This window comes from Streptoalloteichus tenebrarius (assembly GCF_024171885.1).
In the GTDB taxonomy this organism is placed as follows: Bacteria; Actinomycetota; Actinomycetes; order Mycobacteriales; family Pseudonocardiaceae; genus Streptoalloteichus; species Streptoalloteichus tenebrarius.
On record NZ_JAMTCP010000025.1, the window covers coordinates 82,639 to 98,419 of the forward strand.

Consider the following 15,781-nt stretch of genomic DNA (forward strand, 5'->3'; position numbering starts at 1 on the left):
ACGCGGAGAGTCCCGGTCACGCCCGCTCCTTCCGCCTCGGCGCGGGGTCCGGCCCGGGAGGGCCGGCGAACGCCTGCGCCACGCGCAGCCACTGCCGCGCGACCTCGCCCACCGCCTCCAGCGCCAGGTCGTCGGGGTGGCGTCGGCGGGTCACCAGGAGGCAGAAGTCCAGCGCCGGGCCGGAGACCCGGTTCTCGGCGTCCTCCGGACCCCACTCCCACCGCTCGCCGTCCGGGCCGAGCAGCTCGACCCGCACGTCCGCCGCCGGCGCGGGCAACCCGTTGACCTGGAACGAGAACCCCAGTGTGCGGACACCGAGGTGGGCGACGTGCCGCAGCCGGCGGGTGGGCTCGCGCCGCACGCCCAGCGCCTCGGCGACGTCGAGCCCGTGGGCCCAGGTCTCCATCAGCCGGGCGGTGGCCATGGAGCCGGCGGCCATCGGCGGCCCGTACCAGACGATGCGGCTGCCGACCGGGAAGTGTTGCAGCGCCGTGGCGAGCTGCGCGCGCCCGGTCCGCCAGCGGTGGAGCAGCCGCGCGGGGTCCTCGCGGGCGCCCTCCTCCGCACCCGCGTCCACGAACCCGCCCGGGTCGGCGGCTGCTTTGGCGAGGCCGGCGGTGAAGCCGTCAGGGTCCTTGATCGCCCAGAGCGCCTGCGCGTCGGTCCACGCCAGGTGCGCGATCTGGTGGGCGATGCTCCAGCCCGGCGCCGGTGTGGCCGTGGCCCAGCCCTCGGCGGGCAGGTCCCGCACGAGCGCGTCCAGCTCGTCGCCCTCGGCACGCAGGTCGTCGACCAGGGTGGCGGTGTTCACCGTGCCTCCTCGGGGGAACGCTCCAACAACGGGTCCGGGTCGGGAGGCGCCGTCGCGGCGGGAACCGGCGCCCGTAAGACCGCCGCCGACGCCGTCACCTCGCCTCCCGCAGGGTCCGGTCCAACGTCCGCGCCCACTCCGCCAGCAGGCGCGAGCGGCGGGCGGAGTCGTCGGTCAGGGTGTTGGCCAGGCCCAGGCCGCGCATCAGGTCGAGGGTCGCCTGGATCGCCTCCCGCACGCCGGGACGGCTCTCGTCCGCGCCCAGCAGCTCGATCGTGAGCCGGTGTGACTCCCGGCCGACCTTGGCCTCCAGCGGCACGACCGCCGCGCGCAGCTCCTCGTCGGTGCGGGCGGCGACCCACAGCTCCAGCGCGGCCTGGAACAGCGGACCGGTGTAGAGGCGGGCGAGCATGTCGAGCACCGCGGCCGTGCGGTTCTCGCCGGCGGGCAGGGCCGCCGCCTCGCGCAGCACCTCCTCGCGCCGGACCTCGGCGAGGTGCTCGACGGCGGCGAGCACCAGCTCGGCGCGGGTGCGGTAGTGGTGGAGCTGCGCGCCCCGGGAGACCCCGGCCCGTTCCGCGACCACCGTGGTGGTCGTGCCTGACCAGCCCAGTTCGGCGAGGCACTCGATGGTGGCCGTCATGAGCCGCTGGCGGGTCTGCTGACTGCGTTCCTCCTGCCGGCTCCTGGCCGGCACGGCGGTGACCATGGCCACACCCTGCCCGCCCCCGAAAAAACAGTCAAGACTGAATGTTTCTCGACCCGGCCCGGCGCCGCCACGTCGTGAGGAGGTGGATGCCGACTTGGAGGGGATGGCCGTGCCGCGCGACGGACTGGTCTTCCCAGCGCGGGTGGGTTGACCAGATCGTCCACAGTGGACGTTCTATGACTGCCTGGGAAAGTGTTGCCCCAGAGGCAGTGTTGCCCCAGACGCGGAAACGGGACGCGGGCGGGAGGAGGAGAGCCCACGCCCTCCCTCATCGCCCGCGTCCCGTCGTGACGCGAGGGTGTTCAGACTTGCTTGCTCAGGAGTTGCCGTCGGCCTCGCGGTCGAGCGCCCGGCTGATCAGGCGGATGATCGTCTCCTGTCCGGCGGCCGTGGCGTCCAGCTTGCCGCGCACCTCCGCGAACCCCGTGTGCACCTCGTCCTTCAGGTCGGTGAGGTCGGCGCGCATCGCGTGGAGGAGCCGGGTGTGGTCGCGTTGGACGTCCCGGAACTCCGCGACGTCGCGGTCCGCGGCGCCGGCCAGGACGCGGGCGGCAGCGGCGTCCGCCCGAGCGACCTCGATCTTCTCCTCCAGATTGGCGACACGTGCCTTCAGGTCGTTCATCTCGGTACGGAGTTCGTCCAGCTCACTGGGCATGAAAGGGGGACACTCCCGTCTCGGGGGCGGATGGCGAGTGCCGGTCCCGCCCGACCACGGAAGTGTCCCGCAAGATCAGTAGAGGGTGACGACAGGGTCACCCTGCGTGATCCTCCCGGCGCTCGTGGAGGAGGAGCAGGGCGTACGCGGCCAGCGACTGGGCGTCGGTGATCTCACCCCGCCGCGCCATGTCCTCGAACTCGGCCCTGGTGAACCACCCCGTGCGCATGTCCTGCTCCTCGGGCTCCCGCTCGGGTTCGCCCACCGTCAGGTCGGTAGCCAGGTAGGCGTGCCCGCGTTGGCTGGACGTGCCGGCGGCACAGTCGATCAGGCCGAGTTCGACCATTCGCCCGGCCGTCAGCCCGGTCTCCTCCCGCAGCTCGCGGGCGGCGAGCGCGGCCGGGTCCAGCCGCGCCCGCTCGGGGGCGGTGCCCTGGGGGAACTCCCACCGCCGCATCCCCAGGGGGTAGCGGAACTGCTCCACGAGCTGGAGCCGGTCCCCGTCCAGGGGGATGACCAGCGCGTACGTCGGCTTGTCGATCACACCGTAGATGCCGGTCGAGCCGTCGGGGCGGCGGATCACGTCCTCACGGACGGTCATCCACGGGTTGGCGTACACCTCACGACTGGCGAGCGTCTCCACGCCCGCCATCCTGCCGTGCGATCACGGTGCCGCGTCGGCCCCCGTGGCCCCGCCCTTCCTGGGGGTGTTCAACCGCGAGCGCCGCATGCCGTAGCCGAAGTACACGACCAGGCCCACCACGCTCCAGACCGCGAACGCGAGCCAGGTCTCCTTCCGCAGGCCGGCCACCAGCCACAGGCACAGCGCGAGGCCGATCAGCGGGGTGATCGGCACCAGCGGGGCGCGGAAGCTGCGCTGGAGGTCGGGCCGGGTCCGCCGCAGCACCATCACCCCGATGTTGACCAGGCTGAACGCGACCAGCGTCCCGATGCTGGTCGCCTCGGCGAGCTGGCCCAGCGGGACCAGCGCCGCCAGCAGGGCCACCACGATGCCGACGAGCAGGGTGTTGGCCGCCGGCACGGCGCGCCGGTTGACGCGGGAGAACAGCCCGGGGACCAGGCCGTCCCTGGACATCGAGACCAGGATCCTGGTCTGGCCGTAGAGCACGGTCAGCACGACCGAGGCGATGGCGATCACGGCGCCCAGCGCCAGCACGGTCGCCGGCCACCCGGTCCCGGTCACGGCCTGGAGCACGGCGGCCAGCGACGCCTTGGAGGAGCTGAGGGTGTCCACGCCGACCGCGCCGATCGCGGTGAGCGCGACCAGGACGTAGGCCGCCGTGACGATGGCCAGCGAGATCACGATCGCCCTCGGCAGGTCGCGCTGGGGGTTGCGGGCCTCCTCGCCGGCGGTGGACGCGGCGTCGAAGCCGATGAAGGAGAAGAAGACCAGCGAGGCCCCGCTGGCGATGCCGCTGAGCCCCATCGGCGAAAACGGGGTGAGGTTGCCGGACCGGAAGCCGGTGACCGCGACCACCACGAAGAACACGAGGACGCCGATCTTGAGCAGCGTCGTCGTGGTCGTCACCGCCGCGCTCTCCCGGATGCCGCCCAACAGCACCACGGTCGCGAGCAGGACGACGATCGCGGCGGGGACGTTGATGACGCCGCCGTCGCCGGGCGGGGCGGAGAGCGCGTCGGGGATGCGGAAGCCGAGCGTGGACTCGAAGAACGAGTTGAGGTACTCGCCCCAGCCGACGGCCACCGCCGCGACCGACACCCCGTACTCCAGCAGCAGGCACCAGCCGCAGATCCAGGCCACCAGCTCGCCGAGGGTCGCGTACGAGTAGGAGTAGGCCGAGCCCGAGACGGGCACCGCGCCGGCCAGCTCCGCGTAGGACAGGGCGGAGAACAGCGCGGCCAGGCCCGCGAGCACGAACGACAGCACCACGGCGGGGCCGGCCTCGGGCGCCGCGTCGCCGAGCACCACGAAGATCCCCGTGCCGAGGGTGGCGCCGACCGACAGCGACACCAGGGGCAGCAGGCCCAGGCTGCGCTTCAGCTTCGTATGCGCGCCCTCGTCGGCGAGCTGCTCGACGGGCTTGGTGCGCAGCAGGGTGTGTCGGGTCAGCAGCACAAGGCGCGACGGTAGCCCGTTCGGACCAGAATCCCGCAAGGTGAACGCCGTCACCAAGAGTGACGTTTCTCACCTGACCAGGGGGTCATGGGACGAAAAACAGTTCCGTGACTCCGCAACGAATCACGCCTCGGCACCCCGTTCCTGTCATGTTCATTGCGGAAGGCCCTCGGGTCGCGCACCGAACTCCTGTCGCATGCGCTCGGGGGAGTAGGTCTCCTCGATCACCGCGCACGGCTGGGGTGTCACGCTGGGCGACTTCGTCACAGTGGCCGCCTGGCCGTTCTCGACCACGACGTGGGTGGTCTCGAACGCGCACGGGCCACCCTTGTCCTTCGCCGGCACGGCCGCCCGCACCAGCAGCGGTCGGAGCGGCCCGATGTCGGTCAGCCACGACGCCCTGGCCGCGCCGACCAGCGCCTCGCGGGCCTTCTGCTCCGGCGTGCCGGCCGGCAGTCGGAGCTGGACGTAGTGCGGCACCCTCGGGTCCAGCAGCGGGCTGCTGATCTCCGTGCCGCCGCCGACGGCCAGCAGGAACCGCGTGGTCTCCAGCGGCGGGAAGGTCTGCTCGTCGTCCGCGTTCCGCACGCTGTGCCGGTTGGCCGGCTCGCCCCACAGCCTCCGCGCGTAGCCGGCGCTGACCGACTGGCCGTCCAGCCCGCACGGGTCCGGCTTGCGCTGCTCGGGGCAGGGCACGCCGGCCGGGAGCGCGAACTCGTGCGTCACGGTGAGCCGCGCCATCTCGTCGGGACCGTGGTCCCACAACGCGCGCAGCACTGCCCTAGTGGTGCGTTCCGCCTCGTCCAGGCTGGCCGGCGTGCTCCGCACCGTGACCCCGACGGCGTAGGGCGAGTGGCGGTCGGTCAGGTTCCGCCACGGCCCGGTGCCCGGTTCGGTCGCGGTGACGGTCACGCCGGGCACGTGCTGCTCCACGGCCGCGCGGATCGTCCGGTCGCGGTCGGCGCGTTCCGGCTCGCTCCAGCCGCAGGCGGTCAGCGCGGCGCAGAGGACGGCGCTGGTCACGGCGGTCACCACGGCCTTCGCCGCGGTGACCGCCCTCGTGGTCCGGGTTCGGCTCGTCACTTCTTCGGTGGCTCGTCGAGGAGTTGGTAGGTCCACGACTTCTGGATCCTGCCCTGTGTGTAGGGGGCGGCCTGCTGGTTGATCGCGTCGGTCCGCCCGCTCTGGTCGATGATGTGCTGGTAGGCCGCGATCGAGTGGCTGTTCGGGAAGTCGGTCGCGTCGATCTTCTTCCCCTGGTGGTCCTGCACCGTCGTGTGGTGCGTGTTGCCCCGGATCTCGGTGCGCCCCGGCGCGACCGACTCCGGCGAGCCAGGGCCCCGGCCGTCCAGCGTCGGCACGATGTCCCTGTCGTTGGTGACGGTGGTGAACTGCGTGGTGGCGCCGGGCGGCAGCCCCTTGTTGTCCACGGGGGACCCGACGGTCACCACGTTGGTGACGTTGTACTTGCCGCCGTTGAAGTTCGGGTCCTGCGCCAGGTTGGCGGCGGCGATGCCGCCCTCGCTGTGGCCCACGATCATCATGTTCGCGCCCCTGGGCACCCCGGCCTGGTCCAACGCCATCTGGATGGCCTTGGTGTAGGAGGAGTCCGGGTGCTGGGCGTTGCGCATGGCCCCGCCGAGGTCCTGTGGCGACTCCATCATCGGGTTGCCCGGCGACATCCCGGGCAGGGTGACGACGTAGCGCGGCTGGCCGTCGGGTCCGGCCACCTGGTAGACCGCGATCTTGCCGGTGTTGCCCAGCGAGTCCAGTGTGGACAGATAGTCGTGGATGCCGGCCTGCCGGCCGGTCATCTCGTCGACCATCTCGGAGTTGTCGATCTTCTCCGCGTGGCCCGGCCCGGAGTCCATGACGCCCGACAGCCAGTCCAGGCTGATGCCGAGCACCGGGTCCACCGTGGGCTCGCGGCCGCCGAGCATGTCCCAGCCCACGGCGTCGTTGGCCGGGTTCTCGTCGAGCAGGGCGTTGAGCGCCAGCAGCTCGGGCAACACCGGGGCGAGGGTCCCCATGCCCCCGCCGTTCGGGTCGTCCATCAGCTCCTTGATCTTCAGCAGCGCCTCGGCCTGGTGGTCGCCGGCCAGCAGGTCGACGATCTCGTTGAGCTTGTCGTTGTTGGCCAGCTCGGGGTGGTCGTAGAGGACCGAGCTGATCCGCATGCCCAGCGCGTCGGCCGCGATCCGCTCGGCGAGCCCCTCGTTGCCGGTCACCGTGCCGATCCCGTCGACCACGCTGGCCAGACCGCCGCCGGCGAACGCGCAGCCCAGCCCGCCCGCGTTGGTCAGCGCGCGCACGAGCGCCTTCGCCGCGGTGGCCGCCGAACCGGGGGAGAGCACGGCGGAGGCGAGCATGTCGCCGTTCGTCAGGGCGCCGGTGACCACCGGCTCGACCTTCTTGAGCTGCTCGGCGGCCGCGGCGACCGCGGTCGACTGCCTGCGCAGCAGCTCCGTGTTGACCTCGAAGTGTCCGCTCACCCTCGTGCTCCCCTCTACGACACCGTCGCCGCGAGCCCGGCGAGCGCCCCGACCAGCTCCTCGTCCCCGCCCGGCGACACCCGCACGGTCCGCGCGCCGTCCGGCCCAGGGCCGCCCGGGGTCACCAGGAACCGGCCCCGGTCGGTGTCCCACCAGGCCACGGGGGCCGCCGACTCCACCCACCCGTCGCCGACCGGGCGCACGGCCGCCACACGGCCGGACCCGTGTCGGGCGGCGAGGATCTCCGCGAGGGCGGCGGCGGCCTCGGGGGAGGCGCCCCGCGCGACCGCCGCCGGCACGTCCAGCTCCAGGTTCAGGTCGACCGGCGGCTCGACCAGCAGCGCGGCCGGCACCCGAAGGTCGGCGCGGCCCGCCTCGGCGTGGCCGGCGGAGGCGACCACGGCGCGGGCCAGCTCGTGGGCGGGGAACCAGCGCAGCGCCACCGTGCCGTCCACCGAGGGCAGCACGAGCAGGCCGCGCTCGCCGTCGGTGGCCGCCGCGCCCCGCACGAGCCGGCCCTCGCGCTCCAGGTCCGCCTCGAACGCCAGCACCTGCCGGGTGGGGACCGCCAGCGCCTCCGCCAGCGTCGGCTCCACCCGGTAGCCGCCCTCGACCCCGGTCACCAGGCCCCGCGCGAGCAACGAGCGCGCCGCGACCTCCCGCACCAGCTCCATGTGCTCGGTCTGCTCGCGGCTGACCATCCGACCCGGCAGCGCGGCGGCCTCCCCGAGCACGAACAGCAACACCTCCAGCTCCTCGCTGGAGACCCGGAGGGACCCGGTGGCGTCGGCCGTCACAGCGCGACTCCCTTCTCGGAGATCCGGCGCCCCAGCTCCAACCAGTCCTTGTGGCCGGGGGCGGGCAGCTTGGTCGGGTCGAAGTCCCAACCCTTCCACGGCAGGTGGTCCTCGACCGCGCCCACGACCTTGCCCACGGCGTCGACGGCCTTCCTGGCCAGCCCGGTCGCGGTGTCGATGGCGGAGTTGACCCACCCGGTCACCGCCTCCTGCAACCGGTTGATCTCGGCGAGGAGTGTGCGGACCTCGTCGGCGTGCTCCTCCACCGCCTTCGCGGCGGCCAGCAGGTCGGCCTGGGCCGTCTCGCACGCCTTCACCCGCTGGGCCATCCGCTGCCGGAACGCGGCGGCCGCCTGGCCCTCCCAGTGCACCGCCGCCACGGCGTCGCGGACACGGGAGGCCTGTTCGGCGGCGCGGGCCGCCTGGGCACGGAGCGACCGCGCCAACTCGTCGATCTTGTCCGGGTCTCCGTACACGCTCGCACCTCGGTCACAGGGGTCCGTTTCGGGGCATTCGCGCGCTATTGACTCCGGCGACGGGGCTACGGTTCCACCGTTCTGACGAGTCATTACGCTTGTCAGGTGCGTCTCGTGATCGCCCGCTGCCAGGTGGACTACGTCGGCCGTCTGACCGCCCATCTGCCGATGGCCCAGCGGTTGCTGCTGGTCAAGGCGGACGGGTCGGTGTCGGTGCACTCCGACGACCGCGCCTACAAGCCGTTGAACTGGATGAGCCCGCCGTGCTGGCTCGTCGAGGACGAGGGCGTGTGGACCGTGCAGAACAAGGCGGGGGAGAAGCTGGTCATCACCCTCGACGAGATCCTGCACGACTCGCGGCACGAGCTGGGCGCCGAGCCGGGCCTGGTCAAGGACGGCGTGGAGGCCCACCTCCAGGAGCTGCTCGCCGAGCACGTGACGACCTTCGGCGAGGGGTGGTCGCTGGTGCGGCGGGAGTACCCGACCGCGATCGGACCCGTGGACCTGCTGTGCAGGGACGCCGACGGCGCGACCGTCGCCGTGGAGGTCAAGCGGCGGGGCGAGATCGACGGCGTCGAGCAGCTCACGCGGTACCTGGAGCTGCTCAACCGCGACCCCCTGCTCGCCCCCGTCAAGGGCGTGTTCGCCGCGCAGCAGATCAAGCCGCAGGCGCGCACGTTGGCCGAGGACCGGGGCATCCGGTGCCTGGTCGTGGACTACGACGCCCTGCGTGGCATCGAGCCCGACGAGTTCCGCCTCTTCTGAGTTCTCGCGCACACCCGGTCGTGTGGTAGGTGGGACGCGCGTTCTTCGTCGATCACGCGGGGTGTGACGTGAGTGTGTCCGCCGGGGCCAGGAAGCTGGAATCCCTGTTGGAAGCGGTTCCCGCGCTCGAAAGCCTCGGGAGACGCGCGCAGGAGGATGACGAGGAGGACGCCCTCGTCGCCGCGGCCGAACTCCAGGATCGATACGCGCGGTGGTACGCGGAGGCGTTGGCCGTCATCCCGGACGACCTGACAGCGCGGTTCCGGGGGCTCTACCTAAGGCGGTATGCCTACCCCAAAATCCAACACTTCGTGCGCAGCCCCCGGCAGAGGTGGGCGTTGTACGACCACGTTCCCAGGTTCTTCAAGGAACGTGGGCCGTGGCAGTACGCGCTCAACGACAGTTTTCTCGCTCCCCTTCAGGAGCAGAAGCAGCTCCTCCTCCAGGCTCTGGCCAGATGTGAGCCCGCCGCCAGCGCGTTCCCGGGCTTCGACCTCCTCCAGAGGATCGCCGTACGACTTCCGGAGGCGATCGCGATCCTGACCAGGGAGAACCGCGAACGCCCCGGCGCGCCCATTCGCGACGAGTACGACCTCCAGCGGATTCTCCACGCGGTGCTCTCGGTCTTCTTCGACGACGTCCGGGCTGAGGAGACAACGCCCTCCAGGGCGGGGGGCTCGTACCGGATCGACTTCCTGTTGACATCCGAGAAAGTGGCCGTGGAGGTCAAGATGACCCGCGAGTCCATGACGACGCGGCAGGTGCGGGACCAGCTCGTGGCCGACATCTTCGGATACCGGAGGCATCCCGACGTGTCCGCCTTCTTCGCGATCGTCTACGACCCGGGACGTCTCATGGACAATCCACGGGGATTCGAGAACGACTTCCGGGACGACGATCCGGACTTTCCGGTTCGTGTCGTCGTGGTCGGTGCGTAGTCGGCGTGAGCCCGACGAGTTCCGCCTCTTCTGACGCCGGTCAGCCGCCAGTCGGCGCCCGCCCGCGCCCTGCGCCCGCCTGTTCCCGTCCGGGTCAGGACGGGAGGGGGCGCGCGAGTGACGCGTGCCGCGAGCTGAGCGCCGCGGCGCGCTCGTAGAGCCGCTGGAACGCGCTGGTCACGGCTGGCCACGTGCAGTGCGTCGGCTCCGTGGCGAGGTTGTGCGCCGCGATGCGCCGACGGAGCTGGTGGTCCCCGGCGAGCTGGGCGACCGCGTTGCCGAGCCCGCCCGCGCTGTGGCAGAGCAGGCCCTCCCTGCCGTGCCGCACGAAGTCCGCGACACCGGTGCCCGCCCGCGCGACGACCGGGACGCCGGCCGTGCGCGCCTCCAGGGCCGCGATGCCGAAGGACTCCCGCACAGTCGGGCTCACGAACACGTCCGCCGTGCGCAGCAGCTCGTGGATGCCGGCGCGGTCGAGCCGGCCGGCCAGGCGCACCCAGTCGGCCATCCCGTGCCGTCGGAGGTGGCGGCGCATCGCCTCCAGCGCGGGACCCGAGCCGGCGATGGTGGCCCGCAGCGGCACCTCGGGGCGCAGCCGCGAGCGCGCCACCCGCAGGACGTCGAGAAGCGTGATGGGCTGCTTACGGGGAGCCAGCCGGCCGACGGCCACGACGTGCACCCCGTCCTCCGAGCGGTCCGCGTCGTCGGCGTTGTCGGCGTCGTCGGCGTCGTTGGGGGCCGGGGCGTCGGACGCGGGGGTGACGCGCCACTGCGAGGGGTCGATCCCGTTGGGGACGACGGCGACCTCCAGCTCGGGGGCCACCCGCCGCACCAGGCCCGCCGCGGCCGAGCTGACGGTCGAGGCGACCAGCGGGAAGTCGCTCCACCGCGTGAGCTGGTCGAACGTGCGGTAGATGCCGCGCGTCACCGGGTCCCACATGCTGTGCACGGTGACGACGGTGGGCAGCCCCGCCCTGACCGCGCACCGCACCGCGGACCAGGCGAACGGCGACACCGCGCCGACGTGCACGTGGACGACGTCCGGCCCCAGCCGCCGCAGCAGCCGGAGGATGTGCTGGCCGGCCCGGGGGTGCACCGGGAGCTCCCACGGCAGGGCGGCGGTCACCCGGTGGACGGGGTACCCCGGGTCGGGCAGGCCGGCGTCACCCTCGGGTGTGGCAGTGATCACGTGGATCTCGGCGCCGCTCGCCCGCTGCGCCCTGGCCAACTCCCCGACCTGGACCTCGATTCCCCCCAACCGCGGATGGAAACAGTCGGTGACGTGAACGATCACTGCGGCGACTCCCCCTGCCCGTCTTCCCCCGTCGATCGTGCACCTCCTGGCAGGCTGGGCGCATGCGACACGCTTGTGTCTTCTTTCATGCCCATCCGGATGACGAGGCGTTGCTGACGGCCGGCACAATGGCCCGTTTGGCTGCTGAGGGTCACCGGGTGGTGCTGGTCGTGGCCACAGCCGGTGAACAGGGGCTGGCCGCCCCCGAGGCCGTGACGGGCGGATCCCTCGGCGCGGTCCGCACCCGGGAGCTGCACGCCTCGGCCAGGGCACTGGGCTGCGCCAGGGTGGAGTTCCTCGGCTACGCCGACTCCGGGCTGGACGGCTCCGCCGTCGCCGGGGACGGCCCCACGCCGTTCGCCTCGGCGGACGTCGAGGAGGCCGCCGGGCGGCTCGCCGACCTGCTGCGCGAGGAGAACGCCAGCCTGCTGACCAGCTACGACCCGGCGGGCGGCTACGGGCACCCCGACCACGTGCAGGTGCACCGGGTCGGCGCGCGCGCCGCGGAGATCGCCGGGACGCCCGTGGTGCTGGAGGCGACCGTCGACCGCGACCTGCTGCTGCGCGGGCTGCGCCTGGCGTCGAAGGTCTACCCGTTCCCGCCCGAGTTCGACGCGCGGACGTTCGAGACCGCGTACTCGCCCCGCGCCGCCATCACACATAAGGTGGATGTTCGCCGATACGCCCAGGCGAAACGGCAGAGCATGGCCGCGCATGTGACGCAGGCAACCGGGGGGGACTCCACCAGGACCCTGGCCGCCCTGCTCCGGATCCCCCGGCCGCTGTTCCGCTGGGTGCTGGGCACGGAGTGGTACGTCCAGCGGGGACTGCCACCGGGGCGGGTACTCCGGGACCCCCTGGCAACACTGACGGACGAGTGTGTGGGCTAAACACTGACTCTGATTCCGCAGGTCAGGGCGGGCGGGGTGCCTTCCGCGGTGCCCCGCCCGCTGTCTCATGGCACCCCGCGCCACCCAGACCACGGGCGCGGACCCCGCTCGCCCCGGAAGCAGGCGACACAACGCCGATCGGCCGGCCACGCGGAATCTGGCCGTACCGATGTCGCGACTCGGCCAGGCGCTCACGCATCCACGCCCGATCGACCGGAGACAGGAAACGCGCCCCCTCAATGCGTTCGGTCAGCCGCACGAACGGAGAAAGCTGCGGAAGCTCGAACGCGTCCGGCGGCGGCAGTGATCAGTCCTGGTGACAGCGCGTCAAGGGTGGTCGTAGCAGTCCGCATCACGTCACAGAGCGACACGGGCGAGGGGGCTGTTCCCCACTGTTCCCACACGGGAGGGGGGTTGATCGACTCCCCTGATCGCCGGGAGGATCGCCCCCATGCGCCTCCTCCTGCTCGGCGGTTCGTGGTTCCTCGGTCGCGCTGTAGTGGACGCCGCCCTGGCGGCCGGTTGGGAGGTGACCACCTTCCGCCGGGGCCGCACCGGCCACCAGGGCGGCGTCCGCCTGGTCCAGGGCGACCGGACCGAGCCGGCCGACCTCGCGCGGCTGGCCACCCACGGCCCCTGGGACGCGATCGTGGACACGATGAGCTACGTACCCCGCGAATCCCTCGCCATGGCGCGCATCCTCGAAACCGTCGCGGATCGCTACGTGCTGGTTTCGACGGTCAGCGTCTACGAGGGGTGGCCGGTCGAGCCGCTCACGGAGCACTCGCCGACCCTCAAATGTCCGCCAGACGCGGACGCGGACTATGGCGTCGATGCCGATCCGGGGCCGAGTCGGTACGGCTTCGGGAAGGCTGGTTGCGAATGTGCGGTCACGAGCGCGTTCGGCCCCGCGCGAGTAGCGATTCTGCGTCCGGGAGTGATCCTCGGCCCGCATGAGTACGTCGGCCGGCTCCCGTGGTGGCTCCGGCGATTCGAGCGCGGCGGAACGGTCATTGGGCCGGGTGATCCCGCTCGGCGCATTCAGCCCGTCGACGTCCGCGATGTCGCGAAGTTCGCGCTCCGGTGCGCGCTCGGTTTGCAAGGTGTGTACAACGTCGTGGGCCTTGACGAGGAAGCGACCATGGGCGAGTTCCTCGCAGCCTGCGCGGAGGTGACCGGATCAGCAGCCGAAGTCGAGTGGGTACCCGATGAGCACCTCATCAAGTCGGGCGTGAAGCATTGGACTGAGATCCCCCTCTGGCGGCCATTCGCCGGCACGTGGGACATCTCGGCCTCGGCGGCCGAGCGGGCCGGACTGACCACGCGGCCACTGGCCGAAACCGTCCACGACACGTGGGAGTGGCTTCAGAACGCCGAGCCGATGGCACACGAAAGGGCCGCCGAACTCGGCATCACCCCGGAACGCGAATCCACGATCTTGGAGGCGTGGCGAGCCCAGCGGCCCTGAATTCGGCGGACGGTCAGCCCACAGGCGGGAGACTCGGTCGCGCCACCGTCCGAGCGGTCCACGCCTCGATTTGCTCACCGATCTCGGTAGCGGACGGCGAACCGCGGAATCGGGGCGCACTGACAGCTCGCCGAAGCTCGGCCAGGCGTCGCGTCAGGGCCTCGGTTCGGCGGTCCGGAGACAGCTTGAGCACCGGCTTGAGCGCCTCGACGACGCCGTCAAGACTATCGTCTAGCACCCGAGCGGCTACCAGGTCAGCCCGCGCCGACAGCTCCCCGGGTAGCCACCGGTCCCCCTCCGGCGTGCGCGCCCACTCGTCCAGCGCGGCTTGCGCCTCCCGCTCGGCGGCAGCCGGCTCACCCAGTGCGATGTAGGAACTCGCCGCGCACAACGACAGTCGCGCGCTACCGAACGCGAGTTCCCCGCCAGCCGAGAAGAACTCGTCGCGGTCGGTGCTTCCCAGCTCGTCAGTCGCGCGTTCCACGGCCTCGGCCACCTCCCCCCGCGCGCCGAGCATGGCGAGCGCGCGGGCGTGCACGGCGTGCAGCCGGACCCGGGCCGTCCCTGGCGGGGCCAGCTCCAGTGCGGCCGCCGCGACCTTCTCGGCCTGCCTCGGGCGCCCTCCCCAGAACGTCACGGTGGCCTGGAGCGCCCTCGCCCACGACATGAGCGGTAGATGCTCGATGACCGACCCGTAGGTGATCGCGGCCTGTGCTTGCTCCTCGGCGACGTCGGGGTGGCCGAGATCCCAACTGACTGAGGCCATGAGGCCGGTGATCAGGCCGGCGATCAGGTACAGCTCGGTCTGCTGCCTCGGCCGTCGGGTCTGGTCGAGGAGATCCCACACCGTTCGGCGTAGCTCGACGAGTTGGGTGAACAGACTCATGGGCGGCATCGTCGTGTACGCCCGGGCGTACCGCCGAGCCGCCGCGTGGAGCTGTTCGATCGCGGCCGGATCGAGTGCCGCCGTCGCAGAGAGGGCGTGCTGGGTGCTCTCGTGAGCAGCAGCCATGACCAACTCCTCACCAGTGAGAGTAGGGGTGGACGCTGATTGGGGCGGACCGAAGAGCACGGCCAACGTCTCACCGAACCAGCGTTCGAGGACGCGAGCATTCACACCGCCGCGCGGCTGAGCGTGTCCGGCTAGCCACCGCTGAGCTTGCCGTTCCGTGATCGTCGCCGATTCGCCCATGGCCTTGGCTTGGTCGCCGAACGCATCCACGAAGTCTTTCGCGGTCAGGTGTTTTCCTCGCACAAGTTGAGCGAGTCGAGTGGCAGGAACGTCCATAGAGATCCTCCCTGAGTACGGGCTCACGGTAGGGGCGCAGGCTTCCTTGGCGAAGAGCCCGCAGGGCAGAAGTCGTAGCGAAGTCGCGATAAGTCGCGACCAGGTCGCGGCCGGGACGCCGCAGTCGCGCCGATGATCATCCGCACCGATCCGCACCCCACGGAGAGGAGAGGCATGATCCCCCTGTCGCCACTGATCATCACGGTCACCACGGCCCTGCTCGTCGCAGTCGTCGTCGCCCTGGTCCTCATCGCCCACCGCAGCAACCAGCGCTGGACCCGCGAGGTCGAGGCCGACGAACGGCGCCGCGCCGCTGACCACGCCGCGATGCGCGCCATCCTCGCCACCTGGCGCGCCCAGCTCGACCAGACCCAGAGGATTCCCGTCATCACCGTCCCCGACCGGTCGCGGCGATGACCGTGGCCGCCAGCATCCTCGCCGTCGGGCTGCTCGGCGTCGCGTTCTGGATGCTCGGGCACTGGGCTCGCTGCATCCGCCCTGAATGTCGGGTGTGCGGCGTCGAACTCGCCGACGTGCTCGTCCCCACCGCCGACGGTGGTTTCATCGTCGTCCTGCCCGGTCCGCCGATCCGGGTTCGGGTGCGCGTCGCCCGGGTCGCCCGAACGGTGATCGCGCTGCTGGTCGCCGTGATCGTGCTGACCGGCGACGTGGGCGCACTCCTGTTCACGGCCGTGGCCGGCCAGGGATAGGCGACCGTGTCTCGTCCGTTCAGTCCTCGTGTTCGTTCACGGGCGGGGGCTGCCCCAGTAGCGGGCGAGACGCGGGATGAGGCCCCGTTGGTGGAGCGGGGCTTCGGCGGCGGGACCGGGCCCCCTCCCATCCCTTGGCCCGGTCCCGCCGCCACCACCACACACCGACTGTCCGTCCACAGAGGAGGCACTGTGAACGTGACCGACCCCGCCTGGCCCGGATACATGTGGCAGCCCTGGGGGGAGAGGCGCCACGCCTACCGTGGCGGCCGGCGGCCGGATGGCGAGAACGTCGTCGCCTTCTGTGGCACGCCGTTGACCACCACCAGCTACCCGGGCGACAACCCCCCCGAGTGGCAGTGGCCCGAGTGCTCCGCGTGCGCCGAGGCC

The 15,781-nt window shown here is 71.8% G+C and carries 18 protein-coding genes; 7 read left to right on the top strand and 11 right to left on the bottom strand.

What is annotated here, in order from left to right; genetic code table 11:
- Window positions 1-16 precede the first annotated feature (16 nt).
- The 9 genes from LX15_RS20235 to LX15_RS20275 all read right to left on the bottom strand — a co-directional run bounded on the left by LX15_RS20235 (window position 17) and on the right by LX15_RS20275 (window position 8,038).
- Window positions 17-811: a TIGR03084 family metal-binding protein gene (locus tag LX15_RS20235; RefSeq protein WP_253671185.1), complete on the bottom strand. Its 795-nt coding sequence runs from the start codon at window positions 809-811 to the stop codon at window positions 17-19.
- 94 nt (window positions 812-905) lie between these two features.
- Window positions 906-1,520, bottom strand: a complete 615-nt coding sequence (locus tag LX15_RS20240) for a TetR/AcrR family transcriptional regulator (protein ID WP_253671186.1) — start codon at window positions 1,518-1,520, stop codon at window positions 906-908.
- Between the two features lie 316 nt (window positions 1,521-1,836).
- Window positions 1,837-2,175: a permease gene (locus tag LX15_RS20245; protein ID WP_253671187.1), complete on the bottom strand. Its 339-nt coding sequence runs from the start codon at window positions 2,173-2,175 to the stop codon at window positions 1,837-1,839.
- Between the two features lie 97 nt (window positions 2,176-2,272).
- Window positions 2,273-2,818, bottom strand: a complete 546-nt coding sequence (locus LX15_RS20250; RefSeq protein ID WP_443729323.1) for an NUDIX domain-containing protein — start codon at window positions 2,816-2,818, stop codon at window positions 2,273-2,275.
- A gap of 21 nt (window positions 2,819-2,839) precedes the next feature.
- Window positions 2,840-4,270: an amino acid permease gene (locus LX15_RS20255; protein ID WP_253671206.1), complete on the bottom strand. Its 1,431-nt coding sequence runs from the start codon at window positions 4,268-4,270 to the stop codon at window positions 2,840-2,842.
- A 156-nt stretch (window positions 4,271-4,426) separates the two neighbouring features.
- Window positions 4,427-5,356, bottom strand: coding sequence for a hypothetical protein (locus LX15_RS20260; protein ID WP_253671189.1), 930 nt, complete (start codon window positions 5,354-5,356; stop codon window positions 4,427-4,429).
- The gene (locus tag LX15_RS20265; RefSeq protein WP_253671190.1) at window positions 5,353-6,765 is read right to left on the bottom strand and encodes an alpha/beta hydrolase family protein; all 1,413 of its coding nucleotides are present in this window, start codon (window positions 6,763-6,765) and stop codon (window positions 5,353-5,355) included. Before LX15_RS20265 ends, LX15_RS20260 begins: the two co-directional genes overlap by 4 nt.
- Window positions 6,766-6,779: 14 nt before the next feature.
- A complete protein-coding gene (locus LX15_RS20270; RefSeq protein WP_253671191.1) occupies window positions 6,780-7,562 on the bottom strand; it encodes an ESX secretion-associated protein EspG in 783 nt (260 codons plus the stop codon).
- Window positions 7,559-8,038, bottom strand: coding sequence for a putative T7SS-secreted protein (locus LX15_RS20275; protein WP_253671192.1), 480 nt, complete (start codon window positions 8,036-8,038; stop codon window positions 7,559-7,561). Before LX15_RS20275 ends, LX15_RS20270 begins: the two co-directional genes overlap by 4 nt.
- A gap of 105 nt (window positions 8,039-8,143) precedes the next feature.
- Between LX15_RS20275 and nucS the strand changes: the two genes are divergently transcribed.
- Together nucS and LX15_RS20285 are read left to right on the top strand one after the other, a co-directional pair.
- Window positions 8,144-8,803: an endonuclease NucS gene (gene nucS / locus LX15_RS20280; RefSeq protein WP_253671193.1), complete on the top strand. Its 660-nt coding sequence runs from the start codon at window positions 8,144-8,146 to the stop codon at window positions 8,801-8,803.
- A gap of 29 nt (window positions 8,804-8,832) precedes the next feature.
- Window positions 8,833-9,741: a PD-(D/E)XK nuclease domain-containing protein gene (locus LX15_RS20285; protein ID WP_253671194.1), complete on the top strand. Its 909-nt coding sequence runs from the start codon at window positions 8,833-8,835 to the stop codon at window positions 9,739-9,741.
- A gap of 94 nt (window positions 9,742-9,835) precedes the next feature.
- Here LX15_RS20285 and LX15_RS20290 read toward each other — a convergent pair whose 3' ends face one another.
- Complete coding sequence (locus LX15_RS20290) at window positions 9,836-10,999, bottom strand: glycosyltransferase family 4 protein (RefSeq protein WP_253671195.1); 1,164 nt, start codon at window positions 10,997-10,999, stop codon at window positions 9,836-9,838.
- Between the two features lie 98 nt (window positions 11,000-11,097).
- Here LX15_RS20290 and LX15_RS20295 point away from each other — a divergent pair, with 98 nt between their 5' ends.
- Complete coding sequence (locus LX15_RS20295) at window positions 11,098-11,925, top strand: PIG-L family deacetylase (RefSeq protein ID WP_301304920.1); 828 nt, start codon at window positions 11,098-11,100, stop codon at window positions 11,923-11,925.
- A 451-nt stretch (window positions 11,926-12,376) separates the two neighbouring features.
- The gene (locus LX15_RS20300; RefSeq protein WP_253671196.1) at window positions 12,377-13,393 is read left to right on the top strand and encodes an NAD-dependent epimerase/dehydratase family protein; all 1,017 of its coding nucleotides are present in this window, start codon (window positions 12,377-12,379) and stop codon (window positions 13,391-13,393) included.
- A gap of 13 nt (window positions 13,394-13,406) precedes the next feature.
- Here LX15_RS20300 and LX15_RS20305 read toward each other — a convergent pair whose 3' ends face one another.
- Entirely contained in the window at window positions 13,407-14,681 is a 1,275-nt protein-coding gene (locus LX15_RS20305; RefSeq protein ID WP_253671197.1) for an NsdA family TPR-like regulatory protein, read from the bottom strand.
- A 174-nt stretch (window positions 14,682-14,855) separates the two neighbouring features.
- Between LX15_RS20305 and LX15_RS20310 the strand changes: the two genes are divergently transcribed.
- The 3 genes from LX15_RS20310 to LX15_RS20320 form a co-directional block, all read left to right on the top strand.
- The gene (locus LX15_RS20310) at window positions 14,856-15,098 is read left to right on the top strand and encodes a hypothetical protein (protein ID WP_253671198.1); all 243 of its coding nucleotides are present in this window, start codon (window positions 14,856-14,858) and stop codon (window positions 15,096-15,098) included.
- Window positions 15,095-15,391: a hypothetical protein gene (locus tag LX15_RS20315; protein WP_253671199.1), complete on the top strand. Its 297-nt coding sequence runs from the start codon at window positions 15,095-15,097 to the stop codon at window positions 15,389-15,391. The genes LX15_RS20310 and LX15_RS20315 overlap by 4 nt, the downstream gene beginning before the upstream one ends.
- 192 nt (window positions 15,392-15,583) lie before the next feature.
- Window positions 15,584-15,781, top strand: a 198-nt coding sequence (locus LX15_RS20320; RefSeq protein WP_308213494.1) for an HC3 family zinc finger protein, incomplete at its 3' end; no start/stop codon positions are given.

Coding starts and splice junctions, on each gene's coding strand:
- LX15_RS20240 (WP_253671186.1), bottom strand. CDS start 1,520: ATGGTCACCGCCGTGCCGGCCAGGAGCCGGCAGGAGGAACGCAGTCAG.
- LX15_RS20245 (WP_253671187.1), bottom strand. CDS start 2,175: ATGCCCAGTGAGCTGGACGAACTCCGTACCGAGATGAACGACCTGAAG.
- LX15_RS20295 (WP_301304920.1), top strand. CDS start 11,098: ATGCGACACGCTTGTGTCTTCTTTCATGCCCATCCGGATGACGAGGCG.
- LX15_RS20300 (WP_253671196.1), top strand. CDS start 12,377: ATGCGCCTCCTCCTGCTCGGCGGTTCGTGGTTCCTCGGTCGCGCTGTA.
- LX15_RS20305 (WP_253671197.1), bottom strand. CDS start 14,681: ATGGACGTTCCTGCCACTCGACTCGCTCAACTTGTGCGAGGAAAACAC.
- LX15_RS20310 (WP_253671198.1), top strand. CDS start 14,856: ATGATCCCCCTGTCGCCACTGATCATCACGGTCACCACGGCCCTGCTC.
- LX15_RS20315 (WP_253671199.1), top strand. CDS start 15,095: ATGACCGTGGCCGCCAGCATCCTCGCCGTCGGGCTGCTCGGCGTCGCG.